This window comes from Nitrogeniibacter aestuarii, from assembly GCF_017309585.1.
In the GTDB taxonomy this organism is placed as follows: Bacteria; Pseudomonadota; Gammaproteobacteria; order Burkholderiales; family Rhodocyclaceae; genus Nitrogeniibacter; species Nitrogeniibacter aestuarii.
This window is the reverse complement of the sequence record NZ_CP071321.1, coordinates 995,066-1,014,808: the sequence shown is the minus strand read 5'-3', so window position 1 is coordinate 1,014,808 and position 19,743 is coordinate 995,066. Positions and strand designations below refer to the sequence as shown.

The window sequence follows — 19,743 nt, the reverse complement described above, 5'->3', positions numbered from 1 at the left end:
GCATGCGGCAATTTGTCGCAGGGGCATTCTAGGAAGGGGGGTCAGGCGGCTCCTTGATCTGAAACAAGCGCCGCCGATGAGCCGCCGGACCGCGCCGGGGCGTGCCGTTTAGAGGCCGAATCCCTTGGTCAGGGTGAGCAGAACCGCCATGCCGACGGCAAAGGGGAGCCAGGGATTTCGCCAGCGCAGAGTGACCCCGATGACGGCAATGGCTGCCAGCAGTTTCGGGCTGACGATGACCACTTCATGACCGGCAACAAAAACACTTGGCGCAATGACGGCGGCCAGGGCCGCAGCGGGGGCGAACCTCAAGGCGTCCTGAACGCCGGCCGGCATCCTGGCGCGCCGCCCCAGCACGATGAAGCTGCCGCGTGGGCCATGAGTCGCCAGTGCGGCGACCACCAGGGCCAGCCAGAACCAGAGCCCGTCCATCACCCCGCCTCCGCGCGGCGCAGCGCGCGCTGCGCCAGAAAACCGGCAATCATGCCAATCAGAATCGCAACGATCACACCGAGCTTGAGCGGCATGTCCTGCAGCAGGACCGAAGCCGTTCCGCCAGTCGCGGCAGCCACCAGCATCGGGCGCTGCCGTGTCAGGGAGACCAGAATCACCAACAATGCGATGGGCGCCATGAAATCCAGTGACCAGTCGCGCGGCAGGACGTCCGCCCCCAACACACCGACGAACGTGGACACCTGCCACAGGCACCATCCCCAGGCCGCTGGCGCCAGGTAATACCCCAGCCGAAAGTCCCGATCGGGTTCGCGCAACATGCGATCCGTACAGACCGCAAAGATCCCGTCAATCAGCAGGTATCCGCAGATGAGGCGGCGAAACACACCAATCCCCTCGAAGCCCCGGGCAATGGCGGCACTGAAGATCATGAACCTGAGGTTGAGCGCCAGCGCCGTCAGACCGACCAGCCAAAGGGGCGCATCCGCGACAATCAAGGGCAAGGTGCCGATCTGCGCAACCGCAGCAAAGACGATCACGTTCATGCCCATGGCCTGGGCCATGGACAAACCTGCCGACTGCATGGCCACACCGGTGACGATCGCCCATGGAATCAGGCCGATCGACAGCGGCAGGAAGGCCCGAAAGCCCTCGCCCGCACCCGCGCGAAAAGCCGGTTTCATGCGCCCTTGGTCACGCCCGGCTCGATCCAGACGCCGCCATCCTCGGCACGGCGAACCTGCAGCCCGAGGCTGGCGAACACGGCCACCAGCGTTTCCTGGACAACATGGCGCTGGGCTTCGACAGCTTCGGCACCCGGAGCGCAGTAAAGCGCATCGAGCTGTTCGGTCAGCGGCCCCCAGTGCGGGCCGAAAAAGCTCTGTGACAGGGCGGCTTCCAGCTCGGGGCTGATGGCCCCCAGCGGTTTGCCCAGACCGGCCAGATAGCCCTGTGCATGCGCCGCGGTCTGCACCAGATGGGCGATACGACCCAGACTGCGCACGAACAGGCCGTCGAGGTCATTGCTTGCCATGGCCAGCGTAACGTCTTCCTGCGTGGCGGGTGGCAAGGCATCGACCACATCCATGAAATGCTTGAGCATGAGATCCGCATCGGCCGGCAGTGACCACACCGAGCGCCGGGTCACCGCGTACTCGCTGCGCATGGCCTCGACCACGGGACGCATCTGGCTGTCGAACACGGAATCCTGCCAGGCGCCCAGGGCATCTTCGCCGGCGGACAGCGCGTCCAGATGCAGGCGCATGCGCCACATCTCGGCATGCAACAGGTGAACGAAGCGGGCCATGTCTTCGGCTTCACCGCCCAGCGCCTTGGCCACCTGTTCGCTTTCGAGCACCAGCACGGCCCCGGCTTCGCGGTACAGGGTACGTGCCACGGTCGGCAGGATCGCACCGGCCGGTGGGGGTTGCTCCCCCAGGGACACCAGCGCTGCGGCAAAGTCATCGGCAATCACCACGTGGCCGGGCACGCCCTCAAGTGTCTGGTCGCGCGCGCAGATGCGACGCACCAGTTCCCTGAGCACGATCTCGACGGTTGGTGCCACTTCACTGATCTTTTCGCCCCGGCACTCCACTTGTGTGACCACGACACACTCCTGCATTCGTTCGAATCAAGCGCCCCATTCTACCCGGCCCGCCCAAGGGCCTGCCGGTCAACTGTGAGCCGATTTGAACAGATGCGTCCGGCCATGGTGCATGGCAGCAGAAGCAGGGTTAGACTGAGGTTTTCCTTCGCCATGACGTCCACCGTGTCCGATTGTCACTGCTCATCGAGCACCTGCTCGACCACCCCCGACGCAGCGTCGCCCGTGCCGGGGGACGCCAGCACCCGCAGCCGTTACCTGCTCCCGGGCATGGATTGCCCCAGTGAAGAGCAACTGGTGCGCATGCGCCTGGCCGAGCGGCCCGGCATTGTCCAGCTGGGATTCGACTTGCCGGAACGCATCCTCACGGTCTGGCACAACACCGACCCCCACCGGATCGCCAGCGACCTGGCGCCGCTGGGTTTCGGACACACCTTGCTCGACAGCGAAGCCTGCCATGACGCACCGCCCCCGGAGCAGGATGAGCGCACGGTGCTGTGGCAGCTCATGGCCATCAACGGCCTGATGTTCGTGATCGAAATGATTGCCGGCTGGATCGCCGAGTCCACCGGTCTGCTGGCCGATGGCCTGGACATGTTCGCCGACGCCGCCGTCTATGGTCTCGCCCTGGCGGCCGTGGGCGGCGCCGCCCACAAGAAGCTGAAGACGGCGCACCTGTCGGGCTGGCTTCAGCTGATTCTGGGGGTCGGCATTTTGCTCGAAGTCGCCCGTCGCGTCTGGGTCGGCGCCGAACCCCAGCCACCGGTGATGCTCGGCATTGCGTTTCTGGCGCTGGCGGCCAATCTGATGTGTGTGCTGCTGCTGGCCAAGCACCGGGACGGCGAAGCCCACATGAAAGCCAGCTGGATCTTCACCGCCAATGACGCCATCGCCAACGTCGGCGTGATCATCGCCGGGGTGCTGGTCGGCTGGCTGGGCAGCGCCTGGCCGGACTGGATCATCGGCACCGCCATCGGCGGCCTGATCCTGCACGGAGCCTGGCGCATCCTGCGGCTCAAGGCCGATTGAACGACCGCGCTACCGGTTTCCGCCGCCGGCTTCAGTTCCCGCAGGGGTGACGATCGTCTCCACACTGCTCGAAATTTCCCAGAGGGCGGTCAAAGGTGTATTCGAGCGGATCGCCGATCCATTCCTTGGCGGTCTCCTTGCTCGACCCGCTGGGTAGCGTGAACGGTAACGCCAGCACCCAGCCCACCGTACCCACCGCCGCCCCGACCAGCCCGAGCGGGCGCACCACCACCAGATCCACCGCCATGTCGGTGGCCTTGTCGCCCGTCACGGAGCGCCGATGCTCCTGCGCCTGGACAGACGTGGCGAGCAGCAGGGTGACGGCTGCGGCAAAAATCATCGTGCGTTTCATCTCGTTCTCCCCGGGGGCTGCGTCGCAGCCCCCGCCGGTGCGCTCAGTGGCTGGCGAAAACGCTCGCCGTGCCGTCGCGCTCGAAGGCCATCACGTCATATCGGTCGGGCGGGTAAGGCCCTTCCATACCCGGTGAGCCCTGCGGCATGCCGGGCGCAGACAGGCCGGCAACCTCAGGCTTCTCCTCCAGCATGCGCTTGACGTCCGCCGCCGGCACATGGCCCTCGACCAGGTAATTGCCCACGCGTGCGGTGTGGCAGGAACCCATCGCCTCGGGGATACCGAGCTGCGCCTTCACCCGGTCCATCCGGTCACTATGCAACTCCTTGACCGCGAAACCGGCCTCGCGCATGTGCTCTGCCCACTTGCCGCAGCAGCCGCAGGAGGGTGACTTGTACATGGTGACCTCCGGCAGGGCTGTCTCGGCCATGGCGGCATTGATCATCCAGGGCGCGATCAGGGCGACCGCGAGTGTCTTGAGGTTTTTCATGGTGTTGATTCCTTGTGTCGCGGGCGCGCTTCAGCGCCCGGAGGCACCAAAGCGCTGCTCGCGCGCGGCCCGAACCTGCTCGGGCCAAGTGCTTTCAATGTACGCCAGCACGTCACGGATTTCATCATCCGAGAGTACCTGCCCGAATCCGGGCATGTCGCTCTTGTAGCCCTCCGGCGCCACGGGCGGCACCAGACCGTGCTTGGTCATCTCGAAGAGCAGTTCCATCGGATGATGCCAGGTGTGACCGCTGGCATCGTGGGGCGGCGCCGGCAGGCGCCCGTCGGGTTTGCGCTCTCGCCAGTTGGGCTGACCCGCGAGGTCGGCTCCGTGGCAGCTGGCGCAGTGCTGTGCATACAGCGCTTCGCCGCGCGTCAGATCGCGCGCAGCATCGTCGGGTGAATCGCCACAGCCGGCCAGGACGACCAGCATGACGACAGCCCCGTATCGGCGAATCGAAGAGAACATGAAAGGCTCCGTTCGGATCTCAATCAGGCGCCCACCGGCGCCTGGCTCGTCAGGATCAGACCGGGCGTCTTGGGGGGCGTTCCTCGCGGAAAACCGGCGCAGGCTTGGGCGCCGGCTCACGACCGGAAACGAGCACGGCGTCGCCATGACTCAGACGCATGGCCACGCTCACCCCGGGCAGACCGAGGCCCGCGCAATGCGCGCTGCAGGCGTCAATGGCACAGAGATCACACGGCATCGGCGCCTCGTGAGCGCAGCATGCCATCTCGGCGTCTCCCATGGTGCTCCCCATGGCCTCGCCCTGAGTCGTCAGCGGCGCGTGCCCGACGGAGGGCCGGGCCCAGGTCGTTGGCAGCCCTTGCGCCAGGAGCAGACACAGCACGAGGAAGAGACGAAAGAGGCGACTCATGAGGCCAAGGATGGCACAGGTGCCGCATCAACACCTTGATCTGGATCGAAGCGATGATGCGCGCGCATGAACATGCGGTAGATGAGCGGAATCGCGAACAGGGTGAGCACGGTCGAGAAACCCAGCCCCCACACAATGCTTGCGGCCACCGGTCCCCACATGAGCGATTTGCCGCCCAGCCCGACGGCGAGCGAGAAGAGGCCACCGATGGTGGTCAGCGTCGTGATCAGGATCGGCACCACCCGCCGGCGCGCGGCATAGACGGCTGCGTGCAGCACGCTCATGCCGGCCTCAAGCCGTTCATTGGCTGCCGCGATGAGCACGATCGCGCTGTTGACCGCGATACCGGTCAACGCAATGACGCCATAGAGGGTATAGAGCGATAGCGGATTGCCCGAAACGAACAGGCCCAGCACCACCCCGGTGAAGGCCAGCGGCACGGTCACCATGATCATGAGCGGCTGGAAGTAGCTGCGGAACTGGGTCGCGAGAATGAGGTAGATGAGCCCGATGCCCAGGGAGAACAGGCGGATCATGGCATCGATGCTCTCCTGGATTTCGTCAAGCTCACCGGAAAAATCGAGCGCCACCTGCGGGTAGCTCGGCTGCAGCGTGGCCCAGGCGGCCTTGAGCATGTCGTTGGCCGTCACCGTATCGGTGGTCTCGGGCAACAGATCGGCTTCCAGGGTGATGGCCCGGCGCAACTGGTAATGGCGGATGTAGCCCTTGGCGACCCTCTCGGTGGCGTCGACGAGCGAGCCAAGCGAGACGGTGCGACCGTCATCGAGCAGGACATCATGCTGGAGCAGCTCTTCGATCTGGCCGAGGGTTTGCGGGCGCGCCCGCACCACCACCTCCACCTTTTCGCCCGCGTCGCGAATGCTCGCAATGGTCTCGCCCTCGCCATAGAGCCGCACCAGCCGGGCCACGACCGCCGGCTGGACGCCTGCACGCGCGAGCTTCTCGCGGTTGAGGCTCAGGCGCAGTTCGGCCCGGCCCGCCACGTCGTCGTCGCTCAGGTCCTTGATGCCCGGAATCTTCGCCGCCTCGGCCTTGAGCGCGTCGGTGGCCGCGCGCAGCACCTCGTAGTCGTCCGCTTTCACCTTCACGCTGATGGCCTTGCCAGCTGGCGGACCGCCTTTCATCTCCAGGAACGAGCGGGTGGATACGCCTCCCGCGGACATCACCGGCCCCCGCAGCGATTCGATGACTTCGTCGGTGAAGGCACCGTCGCTCGTGCGCGGGTTGAGGGACACCAGCACCTGCGCGTAATGGTCGCCGTAGAGCGGTTCGGTTTCGGTGAACTTGAGCCCGGCATAGGCGGTGACCGATCGCACGATGTCATCGGGCAACTCGTCATCGACGATGCGGGCAATACGCTCGGCTTCGGCCTGGGAGTCGGTCAGCGCAATGCCCGAGGGCATGTCCACATTCACGTAAAACAGGCGCAGCGAATCGAAGGCGAAGAACTGGGTCTTCACCACGCCACTGGCGATCATGCCGCCCGCCGCGGCCATGAGCAGTACGCCCACCAGCACCGCCACCTTGGGCCATCGCATCACGCGGATCAGCAGACGCGAATACTTGACCCGCACCCAGTGTGTGAAGCGCACGCGCCAGGCCTGGGTGCGCCCACCCCGGCTGGCCTCCGGCCGGATCGACATCACATGGGTGGGCAGAATCCAGAACGCTTCGAAGAGGCTGACCGCCAGCGCCGTCGTGACCACGAACGGCACCACGAACATGAACTTGCCGAGGATGCCCGGCAGCAGCATGAGCGGCAAGAAGGCCGCCATGGTGGTGAGCACTGCGCTGGTCACCGGGGCCGCCACCTCGGCCACCCCGTTCATGACCGCGTCGATCGGCGCCTCGCCGCGCTGCAGGCGGTAATAGATGGCCTCGATGACCACCACGGCATCGTCCACCAGCATGCCCAGGGCGATCACCACACCAAGCAGCACGGTCAGGTTGAGGGTCGAGCCGATGATTTCGACCATCAGGAAGGTGCCGGCCAGCGAAAACGGCACGCCCAGCCCCACCAGAATCGCCATGCGCGAGCCCAGAAACAGCCAGCACATCAGCAGCACGGCGAGCAGACCGATCAGGGCGTTCGACTCCATCACGCCGATGGCGCTGCGGGTCATGCCGGTCTGGTCGTCGAGCATCACCAGCTGGACGCCTTCGCTGAGCAGCAGGGGGTTGCGCTCGGCCACCATGGCGCTGAGCTGCTCGACCAGCTCGATGGTGTTGGTACCGCTCTCTTTATTGACCGACAACATGATCGCCGGCTGACCGCGAATGCTCACCAGCTGGGTGGTGCGCTCATGGGCGCGCTCGACGGTGGCCACCTGATCGAGCGCCACCCGCCCTTCCGGAGTGACCACGGCCATTTCGGCCAGCGTGTCGGGATCGGGGGTCTTGCCCTGCAGCCGCACCAGCCACTCCCGGTCTTCCACCCGCACACGGCCACCCAGGGTATTGCGGAACCAGGCACTGACGGTATCGGAGAGCGTCAGGGGCGAGATGTTGCGTGCGGACAGGGCCGATGGATCGAAATCCACATGCAGTTCCGGCTCGTCCAGCCCCGCCGCAATCACGGTATCCACCCCGGGCAGGCGCTCCAGGTCTTTCTTCAGGTTGAACGCCGCCCGGCGCAGGCGCTCGTCTCGGGCAGGCGCATAGACCGCCAGCATGGCCGTCGGAAAACCGTTGGACGACGTGAGCTCCAGTACGTGCGGGTCGTCGGCTTCATCGGGCAGCTCATCGGACGCCTTGTTCTGGATCTCCCGGCGCAGATCGTTGATGCGCTTGTCGAACTCGCGGGTGGAAATCTCTTCGAAGCGCACGAGAATGGACGACAGGTTCTCGCGGCTCGACGACGACACGAACTTGATGTCCTTGACCTGGGCGATCGCATCCTCGAGCGGCGAGGTGACCTCCTGCTCCACGTCCTCGGCCGACGCGCCCGGTAGCACGGTGGAAATCTGCACCCAGTTGAAATTGATCTCGGGGTCTTGCGCCCGGGGCAGCACCAGGTAGGTAACGATGCCGCCAATGAGCACCAGCGCAAAGGCGATATTGGCCAGCGGATGATTTTCGATCAGCCGGCGATACCAGCTCATTGCGACGACCCTGCGTCGACCGCGTCCCCGGCCTTTTCGAGACCGATCTGATAGCGCCCCTCATCCACCACGGGCAGATCCAGCGGCCACGATGCGGGCACCATCGCCGGCCGCCCGGCCTGCGCGTCCGGCAGTTCGCGGAACACCGGCACCTTGCCGTCCATCACGAACACCCCGTAGCGCCCCTCGCGGCGTTGCACATAGCCCGGCGGCAGCAAGGCGCGATTGCCCTGCCAGCGCACCTCGCCCGCCAGACCGATCGGCATCTGCTGAAGCGGCGCGAACACCGCCTCCTGCGTCTGTCCGGTCGTGTCGACCACCTCGGACACTCTGAGCAACTTGAGGGGGATTTCCATGCCGGCGGCCGCCAGCGTCCATTGTTCCGCCGCCTTGAGACCGGGCACCTGTTGAACCGGAATGCCCGCGCGGATCTCCGGCTCGGCCACTGCAGCAAGCGCGAACACCACCTCGCCCGCCGAAACGTAATCACCCACGCTGGCCTGCCGCGCCTGCACCACGGCGCGGAAGGGCGCCCTCAGCAAGGCACGCTCGAGATCGAGTTCAGCCGCCGCCACCGCCTGACGCGCGGCATCGCGCTCAGCTCGTCGCACGGCCAGTTCGGTCCGCTTGATTTTGAGCGCATCGGGGCTGACGAATTTCTGCTTCGCCAGCGACTCACTCTGCGCAAGCTGGGATTCGGCCAGGGTGATCTGGCTGCGCACCAGTGCCAGCTGTGCCTTGGCCTGATCGAGCCCGATGCGGTACTCGCGATCATCGAGTTGAGCGAGTGTCTGCCCCTGCTCGACCGTCTCTCCCACGCGCGCCTGCATGCGTGCAATGTGACCATCCACGGCAAACGCCAGCTGGGTCTCGTACAACGGATTGGCCGTCGCACTCGCACGAAAGGCCGGAAAGGACACCAGCGCTCGCAAGGGCTTGACGCTCAATTCGGCGGCCTGCGCCCACAGTGGCGTCAGCAACAGCAGCAATAACAGGGTTCTCACGGCGAAGTCGCGCCCGGCAATAGTCATTCGAAACTCAGGATTCTACGTTAATCGCATGACCGTTCGCCACGCGGCCCACATCATGTTTCATCCATCCAGCCCAGCCCCTCGACCGTACCCGATTCGGGCAAATATTCGGCACCGACCCAGCCGCGGTAGCCCAGGGCATCCAGACGCGCGAACAGGAAGGGAAAGTTGATCTCTCCGGTACCGGGCTCGTGCCGCCCCGGGTTGTCCGCCAACTGAATGTGGCCGATCCGGGACAGATGGCGTTCAAGCGTGCCGGCCAACTCGCCTTCCATACGCTGCGCATGGTAAAGATCGAACTGCACGAACAGGTTGTCCGCGCCCACCTCGTCAATCACCGCCAGGGCCTGGGCACTGCGGTTGAGAAAAAATCCCGGGATGTCGAAGGTATTGATCGGCTCGATGAGCAAACGCAAACCGGCCGACCCGAGCACCTGTGCGGCAAAGGCAAGATTGGCGACGAACGTGGCATGCGCTTCGCGCTCGGTGACATGGGGCGGCACGATACCGGCCAGACAGTTGAGCTGCGGGCAGTCCAGCGCGCGGGCGTAGTCGACGGCACGTTCGACCCCCGCGCGGAATTCCCCGATCCGGTCAGGGTGGCAGGCAATGCCACGCTCACCGGCCGACCAGTCTCCCGCAGGCAGATTGTGGAGTACCAGCGGCAGCCCGCTGGCCGCCTTCGCCTCGGCCACGACCCCGATGGGCCAGTCATACGGAAACTGGCACTCGACTGCCTTGAAACCCGCCGCCCGCGCCGCCTCGAATCGGTCGAGAAACGCGTGCTCGGTAAACAACATGCTGACATTGGCGCTGAAGCGTGGCATCGGCTTCTCCCGTTCAATCCTGACCGTCCTGCCCGGCCAGGGTAAACCCCGAGGCCGCCGCCGCCGCACTGATCGCCACGATGGCCGGGTGCGTCGAGCGCCGCTCGGCGGTGATGGCGTACAACTGCTCGGCAATTTCGGGCACCCGCCCGACGATCTGCGCCCCGGTCTGCTCGGTGACATCCTGGGCCACGGCCTCCGGCACGGCAAAGTAACCGGCGCCGGCCCGGCCAAAAGCGGTCATCAGCGCACTGTCGTCGAATTCTCCCACGATGCGCGGACGCACGCGCTTCGATTCGAACCAGCGCAGCAGGCTCGCACGCACGTTCACGTCTTCACCCGGCAGCAGGAATGGGGCTTCATCGAGCAGTTGGGGGAAGCCGTCTTCGCCCTGGTGCAGCGACGGATGGCCCAGCACGACCAACGCGCTTTCGCCCAACGAGTGGGTATACGCGCGCACATTGAGATTGCCAGGCAGGGGCCGGTCGGCGATGACCATGTCGAGCCGGTGAATGGACAATTCGGCCAGCAATGCCGCCAGCCGTCCCTCACGGCACACGAGCCGGGTGGGTGTGTCGAGTTGCAAGGCCGGCGCCACCAACCGATACGCCACCTGCTTGGGGACCGAATCGGCGATCCCGACGCGCAAGGGCTCCACCTGAGGCGACGACGGGTCGTTGAGTGCCTCGACCAATTCGTCGCCCAGCGCAAAGATTTCCTCCGCGTAGTGCAGCACGCGCCGACCTGCTTCGGTCAGCTCCAGGCGCCGCCCGACCCGCTTGAACAGATCCACGCCGATGCGTGCTTCGAAGGCGGTGATCTGCCCGCTCACCGACTGGGGCGTCAGATGCAATTGCTCGCTGGCCTTGGCGATACTGCCCGCCTTGGCGACCATCCAGAAATAGCGCAGATGCTTGAAGTTGAGCGCGGGCATCCCCATACCTCGAAAAAATCGATGTTTTTATGAACTTAATTCGATTTGGTTCTATCAAAACCAGAGCCTACACTGCAAGGCGTTAGCGTGCGTGAACCATGGGCGCCGCTGTCCCGACTCACACATGGAAAGCTTTTTAGGAGATCGACACATGAATCGAACTTCGCCGTTCCCGCAACAGGTGGGCCAGGCGCGTGAGCGTTCCGTCCTGGCGACCAACAAGGTCATCCGCAATACCTACACCCTGCTGTCCATGACGCTGCTGTTCGCCGCCGTCACGGCTGGTGCGGCCATGGCACTGAACCTGCCGCATCCGGGCATCATCATCACACTGGTCGGCTACTTCGGCCTGCTGTTCGCCACCACCAAACTGCGCAACAGCAGCTGGGGCATTCTCGCGGTATTCGGCCTGACCGGTTTCATGGGTTACACCCTCGGCCCGATCCTCAACGCCTATCTGGCACTGCCCAACGGCGGCCAGACGGTGATGACCGCCTTCGTGCTGACTGGCGCCATCTTCCTGGGCCTGTCAGGCTATGCGCTGACCACCCGCAAGGACTTTTCCTTCATGGGCGGTTTCCTGGCCGTCGGCATCCTGGTGGCCTTCCTGGCCGGCCTGGGCGCCATCTTCTTCAGCATCCCGGCCCTGTCGCTGACCGTCTCTGCCGCATTCGTGCTGCTGATGTCCGGCCTCATCCTGTATGAGACCTCCAATATCATCCACGGCGGCGAAACCAACTACATCATGGCCACGGTCACGCTGTTCGTGTCGCTGTTCAACCTTTTCACCAGCCTGCTGCATCTGCTGGGTTTCATGAACAACGACTGACCCGTCCGGCACCACGAAAAAGGCTCCCTTCGGGGAGCCTTTTTTATCGGACGTCAGCTCACCAGAGCTCGATCCGGGCCACGTCCTCGTCCCCGGTTTCAATACTGTGTTGGCCACGGCAAACGTCAGGCCGCTTGTCATCGGCGCGACGACCGGAATCCGTCGGGGCCTGCGCCTTTGAACCAGGGCCCCACACTCCAACGAATTGACGGAACGCCTCCGCTGGCGACATCCACGAGAACTGTTTTTGCAGCGCAATAGCAATAGCCAATCGACCCGATAGTTGCCGCAAGAAACGGCGCAACTTATCGTTGGCATGTCTTCAGGGATAAACACTGTCCCAGACAGATAATCCGGCGGAAGCGCCCCATAAGACGCGCCCGGACGCCGGAACGAACAGTTGCTCGGGAGCCCTCAACATGCCCACTATCGACCGCGCCCTCTACGCCTTTGCTGCCACCATGATGCTGCTGGCCATCGTCGGCCATACCATGTTCAAGTCACCGCACGCCGTCAAATCGAACCATCCGGCGCCGGTGGAACATCATCAACCGACCTACTTGCCCTTTGAGGGCACCCTGATCGTCTGACGATCTAGTCCGTGCTCGCCCCATCGTCATCAGGCAACCAGAGCACACGTCCCTGCGTCGATTCCGTGACGGCGGCCTTCAGCTGCACCAGCGCCTCAGCGCCGAGCGATATGCTCATGCGAACCGACTCGCCATGAGCCACCCCGTCAAGCGTTGCGCCCGCATCGTCAAGCAAGCGCCGAACCACCCCCTCGAAGGCGTACGGCACTTCGCAAGCAAACGCTGCCATGCGCACCAGCGGCTGACGCGTCGCACCCAGCAGGGCCTGAGCCACCGCATCCGTGTAGGCGCGTACCAGACCGCCGGCCCCCAGTTTCACGCCACCGTAGTAACGCACCACGGTCGCCAGCACACCCTCCAGATCCTGATGCCTGAGCACATCCAGCATCGGCCGGCCGGCAGTGCCACCGGGTTCGCCGTCGTCTACGGCCGCCGACTGCCCACCGGCCATCAAGGCCCAGCACACATGAGCCGCCCCCGGATGTGCCCCGCGCAGTTCATTGACCACCGCCACCGCCGCCGCCCGGTCGGACACGGGCTGCACACAGCCAATGAAACGGCTTTTCTTGATGATCAACTCGCTATGGCACGGTTCGGATAGCGTCTGCGGCAATGCGTCCTCCTGACGGCAGGCAAAAGAAAGACCCGGCGCTCACCGGGTCTTTTCATTCTGCCACGCGCAACGGACATCCATAACGACAGCCGCTCACCAAGGAAGCGCCTGATCAATCGCGCCATATCTCCTTTCAGACAAGAAACCCTTTCATGAGGCAAGGCCGCCCAAAAAAAGAATCCCCACTGAACGAACGGAGCCGATTCAGTGGGGAAAACACCGGAAGAATGGAGACTGAGCGCTGCGCGCAATTCCGGCGCTAGGAGTCGCCGCATCGTGCGACGAACGAGGAGTCAGTGTTCTGTCAGAACGTGCGCTTGATGTGGGCCAGGACCTTGCCCTTGCCCGTGTCCTTGCAGTGACTGTTGTCGTCACAGACGGTGTAGAGGTCCGAGTCCGCGGTGGTATCGACCCACGCGAGACCCGCCTCCCAGCCCGAGCCGAAGGCGTAGGCCACGCCGAGCTTCCAGTCGTTGAAGCTGTACTCGTTGTAGTTCTCCACGTGCTGCCGACCGGCATGCGCAATGGCGGTCCAGCCGGGGGCGAATTCATAGCCGACGTTGGCTTCGATGTAGTTCGATCCGCTCGAACCACCCCGCCCCTGACCGAAGGTCTTGTTGTTGAAGCCGAAGTAGTCGGTGACGGTGTGCGAGTACTTGATCCCCACCGGGCCCCAGCTGACACCCGCGTACAGTTCGAGCGTGTTGTAGCTCTCGTTCGTGCCGTTGATCTCGCCACCCGGAAAGAGGAACTGCAGGAAACCGACGTCGTAGCCGAAGTCACCGACCTGGCCCGCGTAGCCGCCGTAGATGTCGATCTCGCCCGCGGCGTTGTTCAGTGCTGCGTCACTGACGTTGGTACCCCAGATCCCCAGGTAGAGGCCGCTTTCATGCGACACGTCGAAGCCGCCCTGCACGGCCGGGTTTTCCTGGGTGTAGCCGATGCCGCGGAACACATACTGGGAGTAGAGCCCCACATTGGCGCTGGTCGAAAACGACGAGCTGTCGCCTTCGGCATGGGCCAGCGGGGTGAACGCGCTGCCGGAAAAGACGGCGCCGAGCGCGATGATTCGAAGTGCTTGATTCATGAATTGCCTCCTGATTTTCTAGTGATGTGCACGCGGTGATTCGGCCCCCGCGGCTGCGGGCTGCTGCATGGTTCTGACAAAGGCACACGCCATGGCCACGTCGTCGGGCGAGACCGACAGGGCACGGCTGAGGGCCTCGCGACTGATGTCCGGGTGGCGCTGCTTGAGGCTGACGAGTTGGCCCAGATCCACCTGACCGGAGAAGCGCACGCCGCGCGGATACTCGGGGCTCACCAGCACCGGCCGCTTGACGATGCGGCCGCTTTCGACGACGCCCCGCTCTTCCAGGGTCACCGCCGGCGCGCTTCGGCCGGCCGCGGCCGGTGCCGACAGTTCGAAGGCCTGCATCTGGCGCCAGAAGGGCGCGTCGCGCCACGTGGTCTCCAGGCGATAGAGATCGCGGGCGGCCTGCATGCGCGACGCGAAGATGGCGCGGGATCTGTCCTCGAGATAGGCCACCGCCGTGTCGGCATCCCGAGGGTGGTGGATCAGGGTGTTGATGGCCGGTGCGGCCGCCAGTGCGCCGGAGGCCGCTTCGAACACGCCATGCCCCGAGAGCGGGTCATTGGTGTAGCAGGCGTCCCCCACATGCAGCTGGTCACGGCTGAAACGGGCGGCGCGTAGCACCGGCCGGATGGCACGCGCGCTCAGATGCCCCGTGGGCTCGCACGCGGTGCCGAGATAATCCGGAATCAGCGTCAGCGCACCCACACAGCGCGAGTGCACGGCGCTCAGGTCGTTGTCGTGTTCGGCCAGCATCTCCTGGGTGACGACGACCTGAAGGCTGGCCATCCCGGTGGGGTCGACGCCCCCCCACGCCCAGCCGTGCTCGAACGACTCCGTCAGCGTCACCCGGTCGTGCACCGGGACATTCGAAAACGTGCGGGTGATGGCCACCAGCGCGTAGGGCGCGTGAATGTCGGGCGCCTCCTTGGGGGCCGCTTGACCGCGACACTCCACGACCATCGCCGCCTGGGTCAGATGATGGTTGCCGAAGGCGTCCTGCCAGATGACTTCGAAGCCGCCGTCGCTCACCCGCTTGACACGACTCACCGTGCCTTCGTGAAACGACACGCCGTGCGCAATCGCGTCCTGCATCAGACTGCGATCGAACTGGCTGCGCTCGACCACGAACTCGCCATTCATCGCAGATTCGCTGCCGGCCCAACGCGACACCCGGTGCCAGCGGGGGCCGAGCATCTCGAGTGCGTGCCGGCATTCGAACCCGACCAGCGCATCCACCACCCGCTGCGACAGCCCTTCAACCGCGGGCCGACGACGATGGCGCCCGATGACGACGGGGGAAATCCCCAGGGGTTGGAGTGCCATCGACAGCAGACTTGCCGCCGGACCGGCACCGAGAATCAGCACGGGAATCGAACTCATCGGTCATGCTCCTTTGAATGTCCCATGGGAACAAATGCCAGCCAGGCCCCCGCCGCCACGGTCAGCACCAGACCGAGCCACAGCAGGGAGGCAAAGGGAAAGACGCGCAGCACCGCCACCACCGGCGGGGCGTCACCGCCGTCGGCCACGTTGATCAGGGCAGCCGGATTCACCCACAGCTGCGTATCCGACATCCAGCTTCGGGAGATGAAGGGATGCAGCACATAACCGGACACGTTGGCGTAGCGCGCAAAGCGGTAGTCGAGGATTTCGCAGATCTGCCGCACCGGGCCGCTATCGTTGGCCATCGCCGAGCGGCTGTCCCGGTACAGGGCATGCCCCTGCACCTGGCGGGCATCCGGCGTCATCAGCTCGATACTCGCCATCGCGAAATACGGCCCCTGGTCGGACCAGGCCCCGCCGTCGTCACCGCGACTGACCTCGACATCCGCGATGCGCAGCTGATAGCCCCGAACCACATGGGCCCAATCGGAGCCCACCTCGATCCGCTGCTGCCCGTAAGCATTCATCGCCGTGGCCAGCAGCCCGCCCCACAGGGCGATGACCGCGCCGGCGTGCAACACGCCGAGGGGAATGAGGTAGGACGCCGATTTCGGCGTACGCCAGGCACGCATCCCGGTCCACAGCAGACAGGCGAGCGCGAGATAGCTGCCGGCCACCAGGCAGACATCCAGTTGCGGCAGCATGTGGACGACCGACTGGGAGAGCACCCCGGTGCCTTTGTAGCTGCGGGTGAGCGGGCCTTCGACCAGGCTCACCCACGCCGCTGCGGCGCCGACCACCCCCAGGGACACCCACGCCGCCGCGCGCGACACGCGTCGCGTGAAGAACCAGCCGCCGACAAATCCCAGCGCAGCGAGCGGGAGCACCATCCACCGGGCCGCGCTGTATCCGTCCATGTCCCACTGCGCGAAGGCCGCCCGCAGCAGCGGAAGTTCGCTGCCGTTGGCCCAGTTGGTCAGGGTCTCGAAGAAGGGGCGCAAATGGCCGGGCCGCGGCAGGTCGAGCGCCGCGGCAGTGAACGCCCAGGCCAGATAGGCGGCGGCGCACACGGCCAGCACCACGAAACACAACTGGGTCAGCCGCAGGGCGAGCACCTGCAGCGAGAGGCCGCGCCCGGTGGCCGGCTGGTTCTGCGCCCCGCCCCGGCCTCGGCCCTGCCACCCGGCCACCAGGGCACCGATCAGGATGCCCCCGGCCGCCAGCAGATGCGCCATCCAGGTGCTGCTGCCCACGTAGCGATGGGAACTGGCCAGCACTTCATTGCGGGTCACCGCCATGGTCGCGGCCACCATCAGCGCCGCCAGCAACGACCACACCGGCACCCAGCGCCAGGTCCCCGGCCGTGTCGTCCAGCCGCGCGCGCCGTGCAGATGGGCGCCCAGTGCGCACCAGGCGGCGAAGATTGCGGTCTGCACCGGGTCCCAGTGCCAGAACTGACCGTACATGGCATCTTCAAACGCCCACACCATGCCGAAGCCGATCCCGGCGGTGAGCCACACCCACGCACGCCGGGCATCGATCAGCGCGCTCGACGGCCAGCGCGTGACCGAGCGGGACAGCGCCGCCAACGACGGCGCGACCAGTGCCAGCACCCAGGCATAGGCCAGCAACACCATGGGGGCGTGCAGCAGCATCCAGATATTCATCAGGTGGGCGTTCATGCCCTGAGCGCTCTTTTCCGCGAGCCACTCGGCCGGCGTTGCCGCGAACGGGGACAGCCATGCCGCCACCGCGAGATACCAGGCCGCCAGCCAGGCGGTGGCCTGATTCGGTGCCGTGCGCGTCGAACGCCGGGCAGCCAGCGCCACCAGCAGTGCCGCCAAAAGCAAGGTCGTGCCTTCGTCCCCGCCCCAGATGTTGGCCAGCTTGAGGTGGGTCGGCAGCGCCGCGCCGCTGTAGATCCACACGTAGCGCAACTGGAAATGATCAGCCAGCAGGTGGTATGCGAGGGCCAGGATGCTCCCCCAGGCCAGCCCATTGGCCGCGCACAGCAGCGCCGCACGATGGCGCTCATGGCGGATCGAGACAAGCACAAGAACGGCGGCCAGCCCGAGTCCCGCCTGACCGGTCACCGGCCACAGCACGAACAGGAGCGCCGCGGCAAGCGCCCACAGAGTGAAACGCCGATCAGGCACCGATCACCTCCGGGCCCACGTACGCTGCTCGTGCGACCAGTGCCGCCTCGACATGGGCGATGGAGACACCGCGCCGGACCATGTCCCCGATCAGGCCGGTCATGCGGGCCGTTGCAATGCTGGCACCGCCCCCATGCTGCGGCTGGCCGGCGTGCACAAACGGATGGGTGCCGAAGTCAGCCTTGGCCGTCCCGAGCAAGGCGATTTCACCGGGCTGGCAGCGCGCGTCCCCGGTCACGGCGATGCAGGCCCCGAACCCGGCCGGGTAGGTCGTCGGACCATGCGACGGTGCAGCCGCCACCAGCAGGCAATCGTGTGCCGTGGCGCGCTCGCATGCGGCCCTCAGGGCGGACACATCACGGGCGATGCCGAAACTCATGTTGATCAGGCTGACCTGCTGGGCAATCAGCCAGTCGATCGCGTCGATGATCGCCTCGACCGGCGCGGTGCGCCGCACATCGAAGACCTCTGCCGACACCAGCGCAGCCTCCGGGCAATGGGCGAGCACGCTCTGCGCCACCATGCCTGCATGCGCATCCACACTGGCGGCGTCCCCATGGAACCGTCGGGCTGCCACCACCGAGGTGGCCTGGGGCACGGCGACGGTGCCGTCGATCAGTCCGACGCGCACGGGCGCATTCATGCCCCGCTCCTGCGGATGTCGATGATCTGATCGAAGTCGCGCTCGTCGAGCGCACGATGACTGACGACGATGCGTGTTGCACGGGGCAGCAGCCGGTCGACCGCTGCGAGCGTTTCAGCCTCCAGCGCCTCGTCGAAGGACGATGTGCCCTCGTCCAGGATCAGTACGTCGGGCGCCATGAGCAGCGCGCGTGCCAGGGCAACGCGCTGGCGCTCGCCCCCGGAGAGCAAGGAACCCCCGGTGCCGATCAGGGTATCGAGCCCGTCAGAGAGGCGCGATGCGAATCGCGCAACACCCGAGGCGTCGATGACGGCCTGCAGCTCGGCGTCAGTGGCCGACGGCCGCCCGTAGCGGATGTTGTCGATCAGCGAACAGGAGAACAGTTCCGGCGTCTGGGCGACGAGCACCACATGCTCGCGATACGACTTGAGGGCAACACTGCGGATGTCCCGACCGGCAATGCTGATGGTACCGGCCTGCGGCTCGAGCTGGCGATGCAGCATGTCGATCAGACTCGACTTGCCCACGCCGGAGGGACCGCGCAACCACACCTTGTTGCCTTGCCCGATGTGGCAATCGAAGCCTTCGAAAAGCCCCTGGGGCGCGTCGGCATAGCGATGCGCCAGCCCATGAATGACGATATCGCCGTTGCGGAAAGTCTGGGTGCCGGGCGCGTGCGATGCGCCGTCGATAGTGCGTAGGGCATCGACCCGCTCCAGCCCGACCTTCACCCGTTGCCACTGCATGTAGATGCCCATCAGGCTATGCACCGGTGCGCTGGCCCGCTGCACGTAGGTGGCGAAGGCCACGAGTGTGCCGAGAGTGAGCGCCTCGCCGCCCAGCATGGCGAGCGCGCCGAACACGAAGATGCCGATCACGGCCAGTGACAGCACCAGGTTGGGAATGGCGCCGCCCAAATAGCCGAACAACTGCGCGTCGATCAGGCGCTGGCGCAGCACGCCGTGATACCCCTTGAGTCTGTCGAGCTCTTGCGCTTCGGCCAGATGGGTCTGCACACAGCGCACCCGCCCCACCCGCTCGACCAGAAAGCTGGACATGTCCACGCCCGCTTCGCGCGCGCGCTTCGACAACACCTCGATCCGGGGTCGTATCCAGGTCAGCGCCAGGCTGTTGATGACAATGAGCACCGCCAGCAGCAGCGCCAGTTTGGCGTTCATTGCGCTGAGCACGATGACCGTACCGATCAGTGTCAGGCTTGAACTGACGGCCGACAGCAAGGCGTCGACCGCGAAACGTTGAACTTCACCCAGATCGCCTTCGAGCCGGGTGAGCAGATCGCCCTGGCGCATGCGGGAAAAGAAGGCCGGTCGCAGGGTCAGCACGTGCGCGAACAGGTCTTCGCGCATGCGGTGCAGCACCCGGGCCGAGACGGCCACGTGCACCCGCCGACAGGCAAAGCCGACGGCGAGCGACGCAAAGGCCAGGGCCGCCATGCTGCCGCCGACCAGCACGATGGTGTCGCGATCACGCGCCAGAATGCCGGCGTCGATCAGGGCTTTCGTGAGGTAGGGCTGCGCCAGGCCGGCCAGCACAGCCACCACCGAGAGCAACAGGATGAGCAACAGCGCCGGATACTCCGGCCGCAGGCTGGCAACGATCCATTCGCGCAGCCCCGCCGGTGTTGCCGGTGCGGTTGGCTGGCTGGCGGCCGGCGCCTCGCCTGCGGGGAAATCCAGAGTATCCGTGCGCATGGCCGA

General features: G+C 65.6%; 20 protein-coding genes. 3 read left to right on the top strand and 17 right to left on the bottom strand.

The window, feature by feature from the left end; translation table 11 throughout:
* Positions 1-108: 108 nt before the first annotated feature.
* Genes J0W34_RS04730 through J0W34_RS04720 form a run of 3 tightly spaced genes read right to left on the bottom strand, consistent with a single transcriptional unit; the run spans position 109 to position 2,059 of the window.
* The gene (locus tag J0W34_RS04730) at positions 109-432 is read right to left on the bottom strand and encodes an AzlD domain-containing protein (RefSeq protein ID WP_227815830.1); all 324 of its coding nucleotides are present in this window, start codon (positions 430-432) and stop codon (positions 109-111) included.
* Complete coding sequence (locus J0W34_RS04725; RefSeq protein ID WP_230970899.1) at positions 432-1,136, bottom strand: AzlC family ABC transporter permease; 705 nt, start codon at positions 1,134-1,136, stop codon at positions 432-434. The genes J0W34_RS04730 and J0W34_RS04725 overlap by 1 nt, the downstream gene beginning before the upstream one ends.
* The gene (locus tag J0W34_RS04720; RefSeq protein WP_230970898.1) at positions 1,133-2,059 is read right to left on the bottom strand and encodes a hypothetical protein; all 927 of its coding nucleotides are present in this window, start codon (positions 2,057-2,059) and stop codon (positions 1,133-1,135) included. The genes J0W34_RS04725 and J0W34_RS04720 overlap by 4 nt, the downstream gene beginning before the upstream one ends.
* Positions 2,060-2,209: 150 nt before the next feature.
* Between J0W34_RS04720 and J0W34_RS04715 the strand changes: the two genes are divergently transcribed.
* Positions 2,210-3,085: a cation transporter gene (locus J0W34_RS04715; protein WP_230970897.1), complete on the top strand. Its 876-nt coding sequence runs from the start codon at positions 2,210-2,212 to the stop codon at positions 3,083-3,085.
* 31 nt (positions 3,086-3,116) lie between these two features.
* Here J0W34_RS04715 and J0W34_RS04710 read toward each other — a convergent pair whose 3' ends face one another.
* The 8 genes from J0W34_RS04710 to nhaR are packed head-to-tail and all read right to left on the bottom strand — an operon-like array spanning position 3,117 to position 10,718.
* Positions 3,117-3,437: a hypothetical protein gene (locus J0W34_RS04710; protein WP_227815826.1), complete on the bottom strand. Its 321-nt coding sequence runs from the start codon at positions 3,435-3,437 to the stop codon at positions 3,117-3,119.
* A gap of 43 nt (positions 3,438-3,480) precedes the next feature.
* Complete coding sequence (locus J0W34_RS04705) at positions 3,481-3,927, bottom strand: DUF411 domain-containing protein (RefSeq protein ID WP_407941135.1); 447 nt, start codon at positions 3,925-3,927, stop codon at positions 3,481-3,483.
* Between the two features lie 30 nt (positions 3,928-3,957).
* Positions 3,958-4,395: a c-type cytochrome gene (locus J0W34_RS04700; protein ID WP_230970896.1), complete on the bottom strand. Its 438-nt coding sequence runs from the start codon at positions 4,393-4,395 to the stop codon at positions 3,958-3,960.
* A 55-nt stretch (positions 4,396-4,450) separates the two neighbouring features.
* Positions 4,451-4,804 (bottom strand): hypothetical protein, encoded by a 354-nt coding sequence (locus J0W34_RS04695; protein ID WP_230970895.1) that lies wholly within the window; start codon positions 4,802-4,804, stop codon positions 4,451-4,453.
* Positions 4,801-7,926, bottom strand: a complete 3,126-nt coding sequence (locus J0W34_RS04690; RefSeq protein ID WP_230970894.1) for an efflux RND transporter permease subunit — start codon at positions 7,924-7,926, stop codon at positions 4,801-4,803. The genes J0W34_RS04695 and J0W34_RS04690 overlap by 4 nt, the downstream gene beginning before the upstream one ends.
* Entirely contained in the window at positions 7,923-8,957 is a 1,035-nt protein-coding gene (locus J0W34_RS04685) for an efflux RND transporter periplasmic adaptor subunit (RefSeq protein WP_230970893.1), read from the bottom strand. The genes J0W34_RS04690 and J0W34_RS04685 overlap by 4 nt, the downstream gene beginning before the upstream one ends.
* Before the next feature lie 53 nt (positions 8,958-9,010).
* Positions 9,011-9,784, bottom strand: coding sequence for a hydroxypyruvate isomerase (hyi, locus tag J0W34_RS04680; protein ID WP_230970892.1), 774 nt, complete (start codon positions 9,782-9,784; stop codon positions 9,011-9,013).
* Positions 9,785-9,797: 13 nt separating this feature from the next.
* Positions 9,798-10,718, bottom strand: a complete 921-nt coding sequence (gene nhaR, locus J0W34_RS04675; protein WP_331001532.1) for a transcriptional activator NhaR — start codon at positions 10,716-10,718, stop codon at positions 9,798-9,800.
* Positions 10,719-10,869: 151 nt separating this feature from the next.
* Here nhaR and J0W34_RS04670 point away from each other — a divergent pair, with 151 nt between their 5' ends.
* Together J0W34_RS04670 and J0W34_RS04665 are read left to right on the top strand one after the other, a co-directional pair.
* Positions 10,870-11,547 (top strand): Bax inhibitor-1/YccA family protein, encoded by a 678-nt coding sequence (locus J0W34_RS04670; protein WP_227815820.1) that lies wholly within the window; start codon positions 10,870-10,872, stop codon positions 11,545-11,547.
* Positions 11,548-11,966: 419 nt separating this feature from the next.
* Positions 11,967-12,137, top strand: a complete 171-nt coding sequence (locus tag J0W34_RS04665) for a hypothetical protein (RefSeq protein WP_230970890.1) — start codon at positions 11,967-11,969, stop codon at positions 12,135-12,137.
* Positions 12,138-12,141: 4 nt separating this feature from the next.
* On the opposite strand, the gene J0W34_RS04660 is transcribed toward J0W34_RS04665, so the two are convergent.
* The 6 genes from J0W34_RS04660 to J0W34_RS04635 form a co-directional block, all read right to left on the bottom strand.
* Positions 12,142-12,750 (bottom strand): IMPACT family protein, encoded by a 609-nt coding sequence (locus tag J0W34_RS04660; protein ID WP_230970889.1) that lies wholly within the window; start codon positions 12,748-12,750, stop codon positions 12,142-12,144.
* Positions 12,751-13,054: 304 nt separating this feature from the next.
* Complete coding sequence (locus J0W34_RS04655) at positions 13,055-13,837, bottom strand: TorF family putative porin (protein ID WP_230970888.1); 783 nt, start codon at positions 13,835-13,837, stop codon at positions 13,055-13,057.
* 18 nt (positions 13,838-13,855) lie between these two features.
* The gene (qhpG, locus tag J0W34_RS04650) at positions 13,856-15,223 is read right to left on the bottom strand and encodes a flavin-dependent monooxygenase QhpG (RefSeq protein ID WP_230970887.1); all 1,368 of its coding nucleotides are present in this window, start codon (positions 15,221-15,223) and stop codon (positions 13,856-13,858) included.
* Positions 15,220-17,382 (bottom strand): cytochrome c biogenesis protein CcsA, encoded by a 2,163-nt coding sequence (gene ccsA, locus J0W34_RS04645; protein ID WP_230970886.1) that lies wholly within the window; start codon positions 17,380-17,382, stop codon positions 15,220-15,222. The genes qhpG and ccsA overlap by 4 nt, the downstream gene beginning before the upstream one ends.
* Entirely contained in the window at positions 17,375-18,025 is a 651-nt protein-coding gene (qhpE, locus tag J0W34_RS04640) for a subtilisin-like serine protease QhpE (RefSeq protein WP_230970885.1), read from the bottom strand. The genes ccsA and qhpE overlap by 8 nt, the downstream gene beginning before the upstream one ends.
* On the bottom strand, positions 18,022-19,737 hold the full coding sequence (locus J0W34_RS04635) for an ABC transporter ATP-binding protein (protein ID WP_230970884.1): 1,716 nt from the start codon (positions 19,735-19,737) through the stop codon (positions 18,022-18,024). The genes qhpE and J0W34_RS04635 overlap by 4 nt, the downstream gene beginning before the upstream one ends.
* Positions 19,738-19,743 lie beyond the last annotated feature (6 nt).